Genomic DNA, 17,449 nt, shown 5'->3' with positions numbered 1-17,449 from the left:
TGCTTCAACCCTGCCTTATTTTTTATTGATGAAACGATAACTACAAAACAGGAAGCCATCCAGTTTTTAGGGCAGAAAATGGTTGATTTCGGAATTGTCCAGCAAAGCTTTATCGATTCGGTATTTGAACGTGAAAAGCTCTCACCGACATGTTTCTTTGATGCCTTCGCAATACCCCACGCATTAACCATGGACGCAAAAAAAACGATCATCAGCGTACTGATCAACGAAAAAGGCATCCAATGGGATGACACGCAGATCAAACTATGCTTACTGATCGCTATTCAGAAGGAAAATATTCTTGAATTCTCTAATGTATACAATAATACGGTCTATGCACTGTGTGACTATGAACGTTTAAACCGTTTATTCAAATGCACTACTTCTGCTGAATTTGTCAATATCTTAAAACAATAGATAAAACAATTGTGCCTTAAAAAACATTAATATGTGTTTAAAATAATGTGAACTGTATCCTTAATAAATTACAACAAGTTAGTATAATATAAATCAATACTTTAGATAAGGCAAATGGAAAGCTATCGTGCGATTAATTATTAATACGTTAACCGTTAATGATAATAATTTCTGTTAATACAGAAACTCAGTAGATGACAGTCAAGTAAAGTGAAAGCCTCAGCTATATAAGGATGGCCAAGGCTTTTCTCTTACCCGAACATTGCTTGTACTCCAACTTCATCTCGCACTAGATTCAATCATTGAATACATTATTACAATGTATTTATCAATCCTATAAATTTTTATTAATTCTATAAACTGCATCTTTCAAGATACTAAAGTAATTTGATAAATCAGTTTGATTTTAATCTATAAATTTAAATGGGGTACTTAACTAAACTATTAAATCCTGGACCATTTGAACAAGTGTTTGCACAAGCCATTGTGCAGCCATTTGAACATCCAAAAGAACATACTGAGCAAGTATTACCACACCCATCTTTACATCCAGTTTCACAATCGTTTGCACATTTTTGTGTACATGTTGTATCACAAATAGAACCACAATTGGAAGTACATCCTCGACATGTTGCCATATATCTATTTCCTCCTAAATTTCAATAATTTCATTTGTTTTGAAATCTATTCTCATAATACTGTCAGGCCAATTATAATCCTTTTTCTTTGTATTCCACCAGTCATTAAATTGAATAGTAATTTCACCATAATCTTTTACTAATTTATCATATAGAACAGCATTTGTTGGATCAATAATATTCACCAAATTCTCTAATCCCGTTTTTCGTTCAAATAATTCTAATATTTCATTTTTTTCTTCTTCTGTGACTTGACCTACAACTTTCATTTCAGTTTTCCTCCTTGTATTTATAGTATCCGATTGATGTATTGTTTTCCTGAATCCAAATTTCGATAGGATCATCACTGTCAATCATCTTTATTTTTGGGTTAGCTTCAAAATTAAGTTGATTTAAGTAGGCAAGAGAAGCATTATATTCAGCTACACTTTTTTTACATTGAAAAGAAGGTGGAATATTCAGTTCATTTGTTTTTGTATAGTTTAAATATGAACACCTTCCACATTGACTACATTTACAGTTTTTACATAGTGGTAAGGAATTCAATTCATAAAGTGAACATTGTTTATCTTTAAACTCAGTAAATATTGTTCCACATTTTTTCTCTAAATTTTCTGAATACATTGCACAACATGTATAAATATCACCATCAGGAGATACAATAAAAGATTTTTCACCTGCATAACAACCATTTCTTAATGCATCTTCATCTAGATTCGTAATTAAATTCATTTTTTTCTTTTTCTCACTATTATGATTTAGTTCAACTATTTTATTAGTAATTACTGTTAACTGCTGTTTATAAATATCAAGACTGAATTTATTTGACATATCAGTAATATTAACTCTTAAATCATTTGTATAATTCAGTAATTCATCTACATACTCAGATAAACAATTAATGAAATCTTCGCTTATGTTGAAAACAATAGGAAATTCAGTGTTACATACAGATAAATATTTTTTTGATAAAGGTATATCTTCTATCTCAAAAACAAAAATAATATCTTTAAATTTATTGAAATCTATTAGATCATACATTTTTATTGAGAAATAATGCTTGATATGATAATTCTCATAAATATCAAGGTAGAGCGGAGGAGTGTTTTTAGAATGAATAAATACAGGTTCAAAAAAATTATATCTTGCAAAATTCAAAACCTGCTCAATATTGCTAGAAGACATTTTAAGCCCTGTTTCACTAACTATATTCTTATAATTACAATATGACACATAATCATTAGCTAATAATATGAATAATTGACGTCTGCAATGACCTTCTAATTCATCCTTATTAATTCCAAATTTATTATAAAGCTTGCTAAAATAATAATCATTTGCTCTTACACGAGCTTTATGCATCTTACATATGTATTTAGCTCTAGAATAAATTGTACCTTTAATGGAATCATCATAATTAAACCCTTGACAAAAAGCACATCCACTTGCAATAGGACATTTAATACATTCTTGATCACTTTGAAAATTTGTTGTTGCCAACACAAATGGTCTTACTTTTTCCATATCAATTTCAGTATCTACATGTCCTATTATCCATTCTTTCTGATTATTTAAAGAATAATCCTTATATCGTATACAAGGATATATATTACCATTAGGTCCAAGTGCTATCATTTTTCCAGCACCACAATATGTTTTTTTCAAATCATCATCATTATAATAATAACCAATAGTATCATCAAAAAATGTACAGTAATATTTATTATATAATTTATTTTCTATAACATAATCAGCAAGCTCATTTAATTGATTTTCTAAAATTATATCATCACCATCTTGCCATACATTTTCAAACACTACATTTGAAGCAACATCAGTAATCTTATTCTCCCACAATGATAAAATACTATCCTTTAAATATTTTAGATCTTGACTTGCAAAAGTAACCTTTGTTGCACCTGGGAATTGGCTCAACCAAAGTGGTACACTTTTCATAATCTTATCATATGATCCTTGATTATCAATAGTGACCCTTTGCATATCATGCTTAATCTTAACACCATCAATAGTTATAGCAAGTGACATTTTCTTTTGATTTTTCTTTATATATTTTTGTACCTCTTTTGATGAATAATTCACACCATTTGTACATATATTAATTCTATAATTCCAATACCAATCATGATTCATTTCATAAGCTTTAATTTTAAAATAATCAGTAATTTGATCGATTAAATCTATCTCTATTAAAGGTTCTCCGCCTATAAATTCAATAATTACAGCATCTTTTTTAATAATTTGACTTGAAAACAACATATCAATAAATTTTTTAGCTGTTTCCAAATTCATTTTTTTACCACTGCTTTTATGTGTAATATAGCAATACTTACAACGTAAATTACAGTCTTCAGTAACAACAAATGTAACTGTCTGAGCCTCTCCATCTTTCCATGATTCTATATTTTTACCCACTGTATATTTTATATCAGTCATTTTCATTTTTCCTCTTTTTATATGTATCCCCTAGCTTGCATGTTATACATTTCGTAGTAACTTTTTTTTAAATTCATTAAACTAGTATGTGTTCCAAACTCTTTGATAAATCCATCTTCTATAAAGTATATTTTATCTACATTTTGTATATTGGATAAATGATGTGTAACGAATACTACACTTTTTACTTCTTTATCTTTTAGAAGCATATCATATAGTTCTTTTTCCGCAAAAATATCTAATGAATTAGATGGTTCATCCAATATTAGTAATGATTTTCCTTTTGCATACATACGTGCAATTAATAATCTTTGTAACTCACCACCTGAAAAGATAGCTCCATCTTCTTCAAATTCTCTAGACATGACCGTTAACATACCCTTATCTAAACTCATTACTTTCTCATATAATCCAACTGCCTTTAAAGATGATATAACAATTTCTGCGTCATCATTTATGTTTTCAATTGGCCTCATTAGCACATTTTCTGCAATTGATATTGAAAATATTTGTTGATCTTGAAATACTATTCCTATTTTATCTCTAATTGATTCTAAATCATAATCGGTATAAGATAGACCGTTTATTTCCAAATTTCCATTAGTTGGATCATATAATCTGCAAAGCAATTTTATAATTGTACTTTTACCTGAACCATTTCTTCCTACTAATGCAATTTTTTCACCTTTTTTAATTTCAATACACATGTTCTTTATTGCATATTCAGAATTATTCAAATATTTAAACGAAACATTATTAAACTTAATTGTGTAATTATCTGGAAACAAAATAGCATTCATTTTATTTTTGATTTTTGGTTTATAATTTATAAATTGGTTAAAATTATCAATATATATGCTATGTTCATATAAATCAGGAAAAATTGAAACCATTTGCGTTATTCTAGCTATCAGCTGTGAAGCACCAGAAGATAATGCTATAAAATCTCCTAGTTTCAACTTACCTTTTATAACACCAAATGCCAATATTATGGTGATAGTTGCATTTACTGTTGTTGAAGATAAAGAACCAATTCCAATTTTTCTTATCATATTGTTGCTATATTTTTTTAACAAATCAATTGACTCTTGTATATTTATAATCAACTTTTCTTTCATTAAGTTCTTAAAATTCAAAAACATTCTTAATTCTTTTGCATAATACGGTAGATAAAAAACACGTTGAACATAACTGATCTTACGTAAATATTGAATCCGATTTTCATAATAATCATGCATTATTTTCGTGGTTTTGAAATTTATTAAAGTATTTATAAAAACATTTAAAAGAATAAATGCAAATATCAATTTGTTGAATGATCCAATTAAAACGAATAATGCTCCAATACTTAATAAATTACCTAAAATATTAGCAAAAGTTCCCAAAACAGCTAACGCCCTTGAATCAGATTGTTGAGTTGCAAGACTAAGCTTATCATAAAATTCTTTGTTTTCATAACACTCATAATCAAGTGATGTGATTTTTTCCATTAATTTTAATTGCATTCCTTTATTTATTTCTAATGTATTTTTAGGAATCAACCATTGATTAATAAACGCATTTATCAACATAAATCCTAAATTTAAACAAAGCATAATTAAAGCTATTGCAATTATAGTATTAATATCAGAAGAATTTTCTAGGCAATTAATTAAATATCTTAAGTATAAGAGATTTACAATAGAATTTGCACTACCTAATATAGATATAAATATAGTGACTATTATGTGCTTAGGACAAAAATAATATATATATTTTATCATTTGTAAATTATTTACTAATATTTTTTTCATGGCACTTTAATTGGACTAGTTTCAATCAGACTATTCTTTTTCAATTACCTTATTTAAATGGATCTAAACTACTTAATCCAGCTCCATTTGAACAATTACTTGCACAAGCCATTGTACATCCAGAAAGGCAATCACCTCTACACCCATTTAAGCAACCATCCTCACAAGACTGCTGACATCCTTTGCAAGTAAATAAGCACCCTCCTTCACATCCAAAACAGGTCATAACACATCCATAAACACAACCACTAGGCATAAAGTATTCCTCCTTTTCTTCAAACATTAAATCAAATCGATTTATGTTTGTTTTTCTTACTTATATTAATGCTCTTTTCTAAAGCGTTAATAAAGATTTTACGTAATAGAATACCCTAATTGGTCATGAAACATTGAAAATCATTAAAACTTGTATAAATAGTATGATCTGAAATGGTAAGATTAACTCTGAAAGAGTAAAAGCTAAGATCAAAACCAAAGTCTACAAATCTTTTTCGAGCTTGTTACCTTATTAGATGTGTCGGTAGACCAGATTTCTTTCCTGAATGCGGAAACAGACAAATCCGTAGCAAGGCTCTTTCTGCCCTACATCGTGATATGAGGACATAAAAAGCGACGTTTCTGTTTTCCAAAATAAGAATAGATAACGCCGCTAGTCTGATAGTATGTTGTGCTTCTCTATTTGATTGATGAAGTACCACTCCATTTTCAAGCAGCGGTATTGGGTCTATCTTTAAATACCTCTGCAAGTAGTAAATTAGTAGCAAAATCAACCTGCAATCCTTTGAAAACTTCTGTAAATAAAGAATTTTTCGAGATAATCAAGAAATATCAGCCAAATCAAATATATTTTTAAAAAAATAAATCTATACTATTAAATCTCATACTGTTAGCACAATTATTTACTCAATTCATTGTACAACCAAATTTGCAAGTAGGAGTACAACCAAAGCATGTAAATATATGCCATACACTACAACCATTAATACACAAATAATCCTAGTTCATACCATAACCAATATTATGTTCTATGTTTACTACCTTTTAATCTATTATTACTTCATTTAAGAGTATAAATAAATGGTTAATGTAATTGAATAACCTAATATGTCACAAAATTGTTTGATTTTATAATTATATACTTAAAAACTTTTTGCTCAATTATTTGAATTAGTTTTAACTCCAATATAAATTATATTCATCTTCAAATATCTTACCTAAATTATCTGTTAATTTAAATTTAGAACCATTTTTTAAAATGACATATTCATCAACATCAATGCACTCAATAGCGTGCATATTTAGCAACACGCCTCTTTTACACAAAAAGAAATTACTATTTGAAAGAATAGTACACCATTTTTTTAAAGAACGATTACATTCCCATACTTTTTTATTTTTGCAAACTAACGTATATCTTCCTTTTGAAATAATGGAAATAATATCATTCACATTTATTTTTATATTCATTCCATAAATATCTTTGAATGATATAATATTTTTATGCTGTTTCTTAGATAGTCTATCAAAACATATAAACAACCTTTTCTTGTCAATCGGTTTTGCAATAAACCCATCTCCAAACGCTTCATAAGAATCAGACGCAACTTCTATTTTATCAGAATAATATACTAAAAAAACCTTAGAAGATAAATCATTCAATATACATCCAATTTCAGTATTAGATTTAAATTCCAGTTTGTCACCCAGAATCACTATATCATATTTTGAAATATTAGCTATAATATTTTTTTCTTTAATATAAACATCAATTTCATAATCAATTTTCTGTACTATCATGTATTGGGAAATCATTATTTTAATGCTTTTTGCATCTTCTAATCCACCTTCATAGATTGCTATTTTCATAATTTTTCTCTTTTCTTTTATCAAATTATAAATATTATGCAATAGTACAATAAAAATAATACCCTATAAACCGCAAATATCGGTTTATAGGGTATTATTACTTAACAAATTATAATAAACCGATAAAGCTGCAGACAATACCCAATACGAGTGTACCAACAATCAATACAACCGGACTTACCTGTTTCTTTTTCAGCAGGTAGAACATTAATAGAGTATATGCCATAGGCAGTAAATTCGGGAAAATCGTATCTAGGAATGCTTCCTGAATGGGTACTTCGATACCACCGGCAACAGAGATAACCGGTGCCAATGTAATATTTACATAACTGGCAATCAAAGCACCGATAACAGTAATACCAAGGATTGTCGCTGAATTTGAAATCAAATCAGAATTATCCTTTAGAACATCTAACGCCTTAGTACCTAATGTATAACCCATCTTGGTCCAAACAATACGCAGACACCAAATGATAAAGTAAACACCAAAGAAAATAATTGGTCCAATAATCAGGCCTTCTGATGCGAAAGAACAAGAAATACCAGCAACAATAGGCAGTAATGTAAACCAGAAAATAGCATCACCGATACCGGCGATAGGTCCAAACAGCGCTAATTTCAAACCACGAATCAAACCGCGGTCGCCGCCGTTTTCTTCTAATGATACTAACAAGCCCATCAAGAACCCTACAAAATTTGGATGTGTATTGATGAATTCAAGGTTGTCATGCATCGCTGCTTTTAAGCCTTCAGGATCATCAGCATAGATTTTCTTTAAAGCAGGAAGCTGCGCCCATAGCCAGCCGCCAGCCTGCATTCTCTCATAGTTGAAAGAAGCCTGCAATAAGGAAGAACGGATACCCAATTGGGTAATATCTGAATTAGTTAAGATTTTTTTAGATTCCGACATGTTTATTTCCTCCTCCATTATTATTTACAGATAGATTAGCAACGGCTTCATCGATTTCTTCTTTTCTAGCTCTCGCAGTAAAGAAATCATATAACGCGAATGCTGCACCAAGTAAAGCAACCGGCAGCAGATTCGGCATAACGATAAAGTTCTGCATTAAAAAACCAGCAATTAAGAAAGGAATATATTTTGTCTTCATCATAACACGTAGCAGCATACCAAAACCGATAGCTGGCAACATATTTCCAGCAACTTCTAATCCATGAATCAATGTAACCGGCATTGCATTTACAAATGCACCCATGGCGTCCTGAGCGACATAAGTACACAGGAATACAATCACACCATAAGCCAGAGCAACAATAGCCATTGTCGTATAATTCAAACGGGCAAATGCGGCAGTATCTGCTTCATCTGCACATTGATCCGCTTTTCCCATAAAGAATGAGAATGCTGAATAGAAGAATAAAATAACATACTGCATCAAAATCGAGAATGGCAGACACAGTCCCAACGCTGCCTCTGCATTAACACCTGTTGTGTACGCGATGACTGTACACATAAAACCAGCCAGAACCGGATTTGGCGGCTGTGTACCGCCAGCCGGTGTTAAACCAGCAAAAGCCAATTCAGTCAATGCACCAGTAGTTAATCCTAGGGTTACATTGCCTAAGATAATACCAGTAACTGTGGAAACGATTAATGGTCTGAAGATAAAGAATGCTTCCAGCCAGTAGTCGATACCAATGATGATCGCCGCTAAAGCCAGCAGCAGACCTTGTATCAGAGTAATTTGCATTTTCTAATCCTCCCTTTCTATTGGATTGTTTCGATAGATTCCCCCGGCACGTCCTGACAATAAACGCGGACGCCCTTGGAAGCGATGTATTTCAGATCGTCCATATCTTTATCATCAACATAGACTTTCTTTGTCAATGCACGCTTGCCATTTGTGAAATGCATGTTGCCAACATTCACTTCCTTCAGCGGTACACCCTGATCAATCAGGCGGCGAACCTCTGCCGGAGTACGAACAACAATGAAAATCTTCTGCTCAGGAGCCGCGTTGGCAATGATCTGAGCCGTATAATCAACGGTAAAGAAACGAATGCCGGCACCTGCTGATTTAGCGGTCATCGCCATCAATGATTGCTGCAGCGAATCCTCGGCAGCAACATCATCAGCAACTACAATCAGGTTAGCTCCTAATGTTTTTGTCCAAGTCATCCCCACCTGTCCATGAACGAGACGATTATCAATGCGTGTCAGTAAAATGTTTGGTCCTTCCATGTTTTCACCTCCTTTACTTCCTTCACTTATATTGTAGCAAAAAGCGTGCCAACTTTCATTGTCGAAGTCAGACACGCTTTAAATCAGCTGTTTTGGATATAATTGTAAATATAAATAATTTCAGCAACCGGAATTTCGACACTATATCGTTCATTTACGACACTGAAGCTTTCTTTGACAATTTCAATAAATTCTTTGTGATTGGCAATAAACTCATCCGGACTTTCCAATAGCTGCACCTCATTTTTAGTTATTAAACGTTCAATCAGGCATGCAAGATGGACATACAGTCCGACCTTTTCAGCCGCCGGCAAAGAATATTGAAGCATTCTTTCAAGCTGGCGTACAACCTCCTGAACATCCTCAAGCACTTTCTGAGCATTTAATATTGTCAGATGGTTCACGATATTATCCAAAGAGAAATTTTTGATGATATTCTGAGCGAAAATTTGTACCTGAGCTTCCGTTAAAAAATTACGCATCAGCTCTCGCAGCCGGTTGAGATCATCATTCATCACCAGCTCTTCAAGACCGATAAACGGTATTCCCTCTACCTTGGGATTCATTGTACCGATGATAAACTCTACATTGTAACGATCAAAGATCCGATCATTCAAGCCATTTTCTACTAATGTCTGATAATCATAGGAAATGATTTCACCATCAATCGGCACCGGCAGACTGGTAGCCAGCAAATCGGAGATCTTCTCCGCCGCCCCGACACCCGTCGCGCAGACCGAGAGAATTACTTTATTTCTTTCCCGGTTATTAATATAATTATAGCTCGATATATTCTCCTGACTTGCCTTCTCCAATAGGCTTTCAATTGACTTCCCCTGCATGATGCCAGAGCCAATTTCTAAAGCCAGCTTCGTATTAACATTATTGATAATACCAATGTTGCAGCCAGTGTTATGTTTAATTCCCTTATAAATTTCTTCCAGTGATCCCATATCAACAAGCAAAACAAGTTCTTCAAACGCCTGTTTCTTTTTAAGATAATCATTGAGCTGATTAGTAATCTTATCAAAACTGACATCCAGCTGCATATCAATCGCGTCAAAGATATACTGACCTAAAAACTTATTCACCGCCTCCGCAATAGAAGAAGCTGTCGAATAACCATGGCAGAGAATCACACCGACCGTATTTTCAGATTCTTTCATCGGATCGGCGAAACCGCGTACCATTAATACCAATCTGAACTGCGTCATTTCATCAAACTCAATATCCAGATTCAGCTTGATATTCTCACTGATTTCATCGGCAATCGCACTTTCTCTCGGCATTTTCTGCTGAACCAGCTCCCGCAAAGACGCAATTAGTGGCGCGTGCTCCTTAATCCATGTACGGATATCATCCTTCACCTGTGAATATTCATAAACATAGCGTGAAATCAGCAGGATATCATTGTTGCTGACTTTTAATGAATAGCGATTCATGATGATGGAAAAAATCTTATCGACAATTTTACGGGTAAAGTCATAATTCGGATTGCTGATCAATCGTTTCTCAAACATCAGATAATCATTATATTTATTAATTGCATCTAAGGAACTGCTGATCAATTCCTGAAAGGAACAGCCATTTTTCATATATTTCTGATATTCATCAAGAATCTTCGCAAACGCGTCGATCAGCTTGGAGTCGGAAGGTTTGGCCTCATTCAGCCGGCTGATGAAGATCATCGTATCATCCTTTTGATCAATCAAGCGGACATTAATCGTCGGCAGCAGATTCAAAATCGTATCCGGCAGATCATATAAATGAATCTCCAGCACATTTTTATTCATCCGATGATTCAAAAACGCATTGGCGCATGCCGCTTGGATGCAGTTTTTTATACCGCCGACATTGCCGGGGATGCTGTTGTTCATCAATACCTGATAGGTCAGAGAACTGATAGCAATTTCACAGTTGATCTTTGTTGATTCCTTCTTAAAGATACTATATACCAGCGCTTTTTTCTCATTGATCGGCCTTTCATCAAGCGATGGAATCTTCACTATGATTGGAATCCGCCGCAGCAAGGTTTTAAGCAGTACATCTTCAGGACTCTCCGTTGTCGCAAAGACTAAACGGCATGATGAATGATACCAGTTTTCATTGTCACCGACCATGTGATACACACCGCGGTCCATGAATTGAAAGAGTTTTTCCTGACATTCGGCTTTTAAACAATGCACCTCATCAAGAAAGAGAATGCCGCCGTCCGCTAACTGAATCAACCCCTGATTGTCTTTTTCAGCACCGGTATAGGCACCTTTTTTATAACCGAACAGATTGGCAGTCAGCAATTCTGGATTATTCGCATATTCACTGCAGTTAACCGCAATAAACTTATCGCTTTTCTTCATCAGCCCCACACACACCGCATAATCAGCCATTAAAGAGGCAATCATGCTCTTGCCGGTGCCGGTCGGTCCATTTAATAAAATCGGCAGCCCATTGGGTGGATAGGTGATAGCTGCTTTACATTGTTCCACCACATGACGCAGTGAATCCTTATACCCAATCAATCGTTCAAAATCAATCATCATTGCGTCATTAAATTCTTTAAATGAAGCATAGACAAGCTTATCCAGCTGAGCATCGCATTTTGCGAATACCGCTGCCGCATCAAAAAAATATACCGGCCGGGTATTAACCTTGATGATTTCACCTTTTTCAACACCCTCATTCAAATACTGTGAAGCGGCATTGCGGCTCATCGCGCATTGTTCAGCGAGCCATGAAGCGGTAAATTCTTCACGCTGAGCAAATTCAAAACGTTCGCAGACTTCTTTAAGCAGCTGATATAATTGTTCTTTCATAGATTGACCTCACTTACTGATATTGTATTATTTAAAATGCTTTCTTTCAATCTTATTTCTAATTATGATAGAATGTAAGAAATAAGGATGGATGCTTTATGAAATTAGAAACCCACTTGACGCAGACATTAAAACAGACTCAGAAGCTTTCAATGAAGCAGCAGCTTTCATTAAAAGCGTTAAGCATGAATGCTCAGGAATTAGTCGAAATGATTCAGGAAGAAGTTAATACGAACCCTTTGCTTGAAATTGACGAATTCAGCGCTGATTCGAATACGCTTGATTATGATTTGGCAGCTGAAATGTCGAAAGCCAGTACCACATTAATAGATGAATTATTAATGCAGCTGCATACGTGCCGGCATGTCGAAAACCCACTGCTTTGTGAATTCATCATTTATTCACTGGATAATAACGGTTATCTGACGTTAAGTGTTGAGGAAATCGCCCAGCTTTGTGACTGTACGCCGGAGGTGGTGGAAGATGCCCTTTATCAGGTGCAAAGCTTTGAACCATGCGGTGTGGCAGCGCGTTCATTAAAAGAATGTCTGATTATCCAATGCGCTGAGATGGATACAGCTCTGAAGCCTTATCTGATGATGTGTGTGGATCAATATCTTGATTTAATCGCGGATAATAAATTACCTGAGATTGCCCAGCGATGTGATACTTCACTTGATACCATCAAAAGCTGCGTGACCTTAATCAAAACGTGCAATCCAACACCGGGTGCCGCCTATGCGCCTGCCGCTGCCCTATCAATTCCCGATATTTTTATATCCATTGATGAAACCGATACGCTGAATGTTACTGTAAAAAATTATACTCAGCAGCTGAAAATCAATCACGCATATGATCAAAGCAGCAATGAGGAATTAAAGATTTATGTAAAAGAATATACAAAACGGATTCAGGAATTGATTGCCATGCTTGATAAGCGGCAGAATACACTCTTTACTATTGTCAGTGCCATCGTCTCCATACAAGCCGGCTGGTTTCTGCATCAAGCTGACCTTTTGCCGATGACGCTCAATGATATCGCTGTCCTCTGCAATCTGCATGAATCTACAGTATCAAGAGCCGTGCAGGGAAAGCTTTTAGAATTCAACCAGCGCTATATTCCCTTGAAATTTTTCTTTAACGCCAAGCTTGAGAGCGGTCAAAGCAGTATGGCTATCCAGCAAAAGCTGAAAAAATTAATTGAGGGTGAAAACAAGCAGAAGCCATACAGTGATGCTGAATTGAGCGCATTAATGAAGCAGGAGGATATTCAGATATCCCGGCGCACGATTGCTAAATACCGCGATCAGCTCGCCATACCTTCCGCTTCTAAGCGTAAGATTTATTAACGAAGTACAAATTTAACCTCATCAAGACCGCTCAGCTTCTCACTGACAGAACCAGGTACATCCTGAATGAAGATGGAAACATTAAATGACTCGATGATTCTCAGTGCTTCAAGATCCGCTTCATCAACATATACCTTGCGGTTTAATGCCATTTTACCTTTCGCAAAATGCATATTGCCGACATTAACGCTTTGAATCGGAATCCCCGCTTTCAGCAAGTCTACAATCGGCAGCGGATCATGTACGATCAGATAAAGCCGTTGATTTTCACTGACATTTGGAAACACCTTCACAAACTCATCGACAGTAAAAAAACGAATATCCGCACCGCTGGAACGGGCAACCGTCCGCATCAGCTTCTGCTGAAGAACATCATGGGCTGCCGCCTCATCAATCACCACAATAACATTAGCACCCAGCGTCATTGTCCATGTAACGCCAACCTGACCGTGTACGAGCCGATTATCAATCCGGGTCATCAGGATATGATCTTTTAATTCCATACTGACACCTCACTTCTAGCTTGATTTTACCAAAAACTTCGGATGCTTGCAAAAGAATTAAAATTAACTTATAATAATGCAGTAAAACAAGAGGAAATTATGACAAAAGAAACATGCTATAAATTTATTAAAACGATCTTCACTTATGGTTCCTTGGTGTTTGTGATCGGGTTAGCCGCCTGGATCATCCGTGACTTCTGTATGATTGATGTTGTCATTCAGGGACAGGAAATGACGCCGACCATTGATGAAGGAACGACGGGTGTGACCTTTCTCTGGCATGAAGACTTTCAGCGCGGTGATCTGGTTTTGATTAAACAGCCGGGCGGTCAGGGATATGCGATTCGCCGCATTATTGCCTTGCCTAATGAAACCGTATCCTGTGTAGATGAGGTCATTTATGTGAATGGTGAACCGCTGGATGAAGATTATCTGGATGCTGACTATGTTAAAAAGATGCAGCGCCGTTACGGTTACTTTACCCGTGATTTTAATGAGGTCGAGCTGTGGACCAATGAGTATTTCCTGCTTGGTGACAATCGTATCGCCGCACAGGAAACTGATTCAAGAGCATTAGGTGCTTATACGGAGAATAGTTTAAAAGGTAAGAATTTAATCCTCTTATCGCCGAATTTTGAAGTTATCAAATAAAAGCTTCCCCCTTATGATATAATATCGTAAAGGGGGTTTTTTTATGGATAACGAACTGCCTGTCATTGATGAATCTGTCATTGAAAAACCCAGGGAGTTAACAAAAAAAGATTTAAAAAAAGAATTTAAGCATCTGGGCGGTGCTTTGCTGTTTAATTTGGTGCTGCAAGTATTTGTAGCTGGCCTGCTGTCAGTGGTGATCCTTGCGATTGCTAAAAGCTATGGTTTCTATCATGTAAATTATAACCTGATGCTGATGGTCACTTTGGTATTTACGCTGTTATGCGCGGATACGATTCCCTTCTTTATCTGTGCTCATCGGCTTAAAATCAAGCTGCGCACTTATCTTGTGAAACCAGCCATCAGCGGCGCTGAAATGGTAAGATGGTTTTTAATTATCATGGGCATTGTCGCTGTTTACAATCTGCTGTCTACCGCACTGATTAATACCTTTCCTAATATTGAATTTCAGCAGACAGGTCTTGAAGGCTTCAGCGCGACTGACTGGATCACCCTGCTGATGAGCTACATTGCGATTGCTGTCATAGCACCGATATTTGAAGAAATTGCATTTCGCGGCTTATGTCTGCATGTTTTTGGCAAATACGGAACTCGTTTTGCCATCATCGCGTCATCGATGCTCTTTGCTTTATTGCACGGCAATGTCATTCAAAGTCTGTTTGCTTTTGGTTTAGGAATCCTGCTTGCTTTGCTGACATTAAAAGCAAAATCAATACTGCCGGCAATTTTCGTTCATTTTGCTAATAACAGCATTGCTTTAATTCCTGTTGAATGGTTTGTCTTTCTATTATTCGGTATCTTTATTTTAGGTGGTTTATTCTGCTATTTCACCCATCGCGATATTTTCAAGCTTGATGAGACAGTACCAAATCATCGATTCTGCTGGGATGCGCTGATGGCAACGCCGTCGATCTTGATGGTTGTTATTATTTATACACTGATGATCATTTTCACAACGGTGATGTGGTTCATGTAGCTAATATAAAGTCAATCAAGTGATTGGCTTTTTTTAAAGAAAAAAATCATGCCGTTCTGACATGATTTCATATTTATAGGTATAGCTGAAATTCAAAACCTAGCTTAATCCTTTAACCGGCAAATCATAACTCAGCTTCCTGTTCAAGCATTTTCAATCAATTCCATTGCCTCAGACAGCACCTTGGCAATAGATTCATTAAAGATAAGATCGGCTCGGCTGTCATAAGCTGTCGCGTCCTTATTGATTAAAATCAGCTGGCTGCCATGAAAATAATCAAGCAAACCAGCCGCCGGATAGACGACTAAACTAGTGCCGCCGACAATCAGCACATCCGCGTTATTAATTGCCGAAATTGCCCTGCGCAGGATTTGCGCGTCCAAGCCTTCCTCATAAAGCACCACATCGGGTTTTATGATGCCGCCGCAGGCGCATCTAGGAATCTGTCCCTTTTGTTTCAGCATCTCATTCAGTGAATAATGAGCGCCGCATTGCTGACATGTATTGCGGTGCACGCTGCCATGCAGCTCATACACACGCTTAGAACCAGCCGCCTGATGCAGCCCATCGATATTTTGTGTGATGATAGCATCTAGATTACCCATTGCCTCAAGCTTTGCCAGCACCTCATGCGCGGCGTTAGGCATTGCATTGGGATAAATCATTTCATTAAAATAAAAATCATAAAAGGCCTTGGGATCATACTCATACATTGAATGTGACAGCATTCTTTCAGCCGGATATTTATATATTTTTTTCTGATACAACCCATCACTGCTCCTGAAATCAGGAATATTACTCTCGGTACTCACACCGGCACCGCCAAAAAATACGATATGTTTCTTCTTCAAGCTTTCCGCAAGCTCTTCAATCTTACTCATTCCGTTCTCCTACCGCATTGATGCAGTCAAGCATTTCAATTATTTTATTCTGATTCATGCGCAGCTGAATATCCAAATCATGCAGCGCATCAACGATTTGCTTCTTTATTTTCATAATCTGCTTCTTAAGCGTAATCACTTCATCTTCAAAGAAATAATCCATTAAAAAATTATCCACGATCTGATCAGCTACCGGCACAAAATCAATTTCCAGCACTGATTCATTCAGCTTAGGACAGCGGTCATAAGCAGCCTCAAATTGATCCAGTGTCCGTTTCAGCTGTGCAATCAGCTCCTGCATCGCATTGAGTCTTTCAAATTGCTTGCTGCCCTTAGTTAAAGAAGATTCAAACAGATGCTTTTGCGTCGATGAAAAGCAGCCGTCAAAAACCTCATGAATCAAAGCCAGCGCTTTTTCGCCCAAATGCTGAGCGTCATTGATCCGCTTATTTTCAAGACGGCATTTTTCAATTACCATTTCAAGCTGTTCCAACACTTCATTATCCTGATGTGTAGCCTGCAGCTTCTTCTCCTGCATCAGTTTAAAGTATTGCTTATCAAAGCTGCCCTGTGCCTTTAATTCCTCAACAACACGGTCATATTCAGCCTGCAGCACCGACAAATCGTTTTCCTTCTGCTTTAAATCAAGAATCTCTTTAATCGCCTGATCCTCTTTTTTCTTTCTGAAATTAGAAACCAGCGACGCGATACTCAACCGATAATTATGCTTGCTCTCTTCACTGGCATTAACCCTTGAGCGCATCTTTTCAATTTCCGCCAGCTTATTTTCTAATTGATTTTTGAGACTCTGCTTCTCCAGCTGCAAAAGCTTTGTCCTCTCCATTTGATGTTTTAATTCCACAATCTGCTTATTGATATGTGCCATG

Annotated in this window: 15 protein-coding genes; 4 read left to right on the top strand and 11 right to left on the bottom strand. The window is 35.7% G+C overall.

Going from position 1 to position 17,449, the window contains the following annotated elements; all coding sequences use genetic code 11:
- Positions 1-417: PTS sugar transporter subunit IIA (locus DAHG_RS13845; protein WP_026880996.1), on the top strand; the 417-nt coding region annotated here is incomplete at its 5' end.
- 652 nt (positions 418-1,069) lie between these two features.
- Here DAHG_RS13845 and DAHG_RS13835 read toward each other — a convergent pair.
- From DAHG_RS13835 to DAHG_RS13800, 8 genes are all read right to left on the bottom strand, one after another.
- Complete coding sequence (locus DAHG_RS13835; RefSeq protein WP_022938944.1) at positions 1,070-1,324, bottom strand: CXXX repeat peptide modification system protein; 255 nt, start codon at positions 1,322-1,324, stop codon at positions 1,070-1,072.
- 1 nt (position 1,325) lies between these two features.
- On the bottom strand, positions 1,326-3,515 hold the full coding sequence (locus tag DAHG_RS13830; RefSeq protein WP_022938943.1) for a radical SAM peptide maturase, CXXX-repeat target family: 2,190 nt from the start codon (positions 3,513-3,515) through the stop codon (positions 1,326-1,328).
- Positions 3,516-3,526: 11 nt separating this feature from the next.
- Positions 3,527-5,302, bottom strand: a complete 1,776-nt coding sequence (locus DAHG_RS13825; RefSeq protein WP_022938942.1) for an ABC transporter ATP-binding protein — start codon at positions 5,300-5,302, stop codon at positions 3,527-3,529.
- Positions 5,303-6,475: 1,173 nt separating this feature from the next.
- The gene (locus DAHG_RS13820) at positions 6,476-7,168 is read right to left on the bottom strand and encodes a LytTR family transcriptional regulator DNA-binding domain-containing protein (protein WP_022938941.1); all 693 of its coding nucleotides are present in this window, start codon (positions 7,166-7,168) and stop codon (positions 6,476-6,478) included.
- Between the two features lie 109 nt (positions 7,169-7,277).
- The gene (gene agaD, locus DAHG_RS13815) at positions 7,278-8,078 is read right to left on the bottom strand and encodes a PTS galactosamine transporter subunit IID (RefSeq protein WP_022938940.1); all 801 of its coding nucleotides are present in this window, start codon (positions 8,076-8,078) and stop codon (positions 7,278-7,280) included.
- Positions 8,065-8,877, bottom strand: a complete 813-nt coding sequence (agaC, locus tag DAHG_RS13810) for a PTS galactosamine transporter subunit IIC (RefSeq protein WP_022938939.1) — start codon at positions 8,875-8,877, stop codon at positions 8,065-8,067. The genes agaD and agaC overlap by 14 nt, the downstream gene beginning before the upstream one ends.
- 17 nt (positions 8,878-8,894) lie before the next feature.
- The gene (gene agaB, locus DAHG_RS13805) at positions 8,895-9,368 is read right to left on the bottom strand and encodes a PTS galactosamine transporter subunit IIB (RefSeq protein ID WP_022938938.1); all 474 of its coding nucleotides are present in this window, start codon (positions 9,366-9,368) and stop codon (positions 8,895-8,897) included.
- Between the two features lie 83 nt (positions 9,369-9,451).
- Positions 9,452-12,181, bottom strand: a complete 2,730-nt coding sequence (locus tag DAHG_RS13800) for a sigma 54-interacting transcriptional regulator (RefSeq protein WP_022938937.1) — start codon at positions 12,179-12,181, stop codon at positions 9,452-9,454.
- 98 nt (positions 12,182-12,279) lie between these two features.
- On the opposite strand from DAHG_RS13800, the gene rpoN reads away from it, so the two are divergent.
- Entirely contained in the window at positions 12,280-13,530 is a 1,251-nt protein-coding gene (rpoN, locus tag DAHG_RS13795; RefSeq protein WP_022938936.1) for an RNA polymerase factor sigma-54, read from the top strand.
- On the opposite strand, the gene agaB (DAHG_RS19735) is transcribed toward rpoN, so the two are convergent.
- Positions 13,527-14,033, bottom strand: coding sequence for a PTS galactosamine transporter subunit IIB (gene agaB / locus DAHG_RS19735; RefSeq protein WP_022938935.1), 507 nt, complete (start codon positions 14,031-14,033; stop codon positions 13,527-13,529). The genes rpoN and agaB (DAHG_RS19735) overlap by 4 nt on opposite strands.
- 99 nt (positions 14,034-14,132) lie before the next feature.
- Here agaB (DAHG_RS19735) and lepB point away from each other — a divergent pair, with 99 nt between their 5' ends.
- Positions 14,133-14,684, top strand: coding sequence for a signal peptidase I (lepB, locus tag DAHG_RS13785; RefSeq protein WP_022938934.1), 552 nt, complete (start codon positions 14,133-14,135; stop codon positions 14,682-14,684).
- 43 nt (positions 14,685-14,727) lie between these two features.
- Positions 14,728-15,681 (top strand): CPBP family intramembrane glutamic endopeptidase, encoded by a 954-nt coding sequence (locus DAHG_RS20625; protein WP_022938933.1) that lies wholly within the window; start codon positions 14,728-14,730, stop codon positions 15,679-15,681.
- 143 nt (positions 15,682-15,824) lie between these two features.
- Here DAHG_RS20625 and DAHG_RS13775 read toward each other — a convergent pair whose 3' ends face one another.
- Together DAHG_RS13775 and DAHG_RS13770 are read right to left on the bottom strand one after the other, a co-directional pair.
- Entirely contained in the window at positions 15,825-16,562 is a 738-nt protein-coding gene (locus DAHG_RS13775) for an NAD-dependent protein deacylase (RefSeq protein ID WP_022938932.1), read from the bottom strand.
- Complete coding sequence (locus DAHG_RS13770) at positions 16,555-17,448, bottom strand: hypothetical protein (RefSeq protein ID WP_022938931.1); 894 nt, start codon at positions 17,446-17,448, stop codon at positions 16,555-16,557. The genes DAHG_RS13775 and DAHG_RS13770 overlap by 8 nt, the downstream gene beginning before the upstream one ends.
- Position 17,449: the final 1 nt, after the last annotated feature.

Origin of the sequence: Dielma fastidiosa (assembly GCF_000313565.1) — a bacterium.
GTDB lineage: Bacteria > Bacillota_I > Bacilli_A > Erysipelotrichales > Erysipelotrichaceae > Dielma > Dielma fastidiosa.
This window is presented reverse-complemented; position numbering and strand designations above follow the sequence as displayed.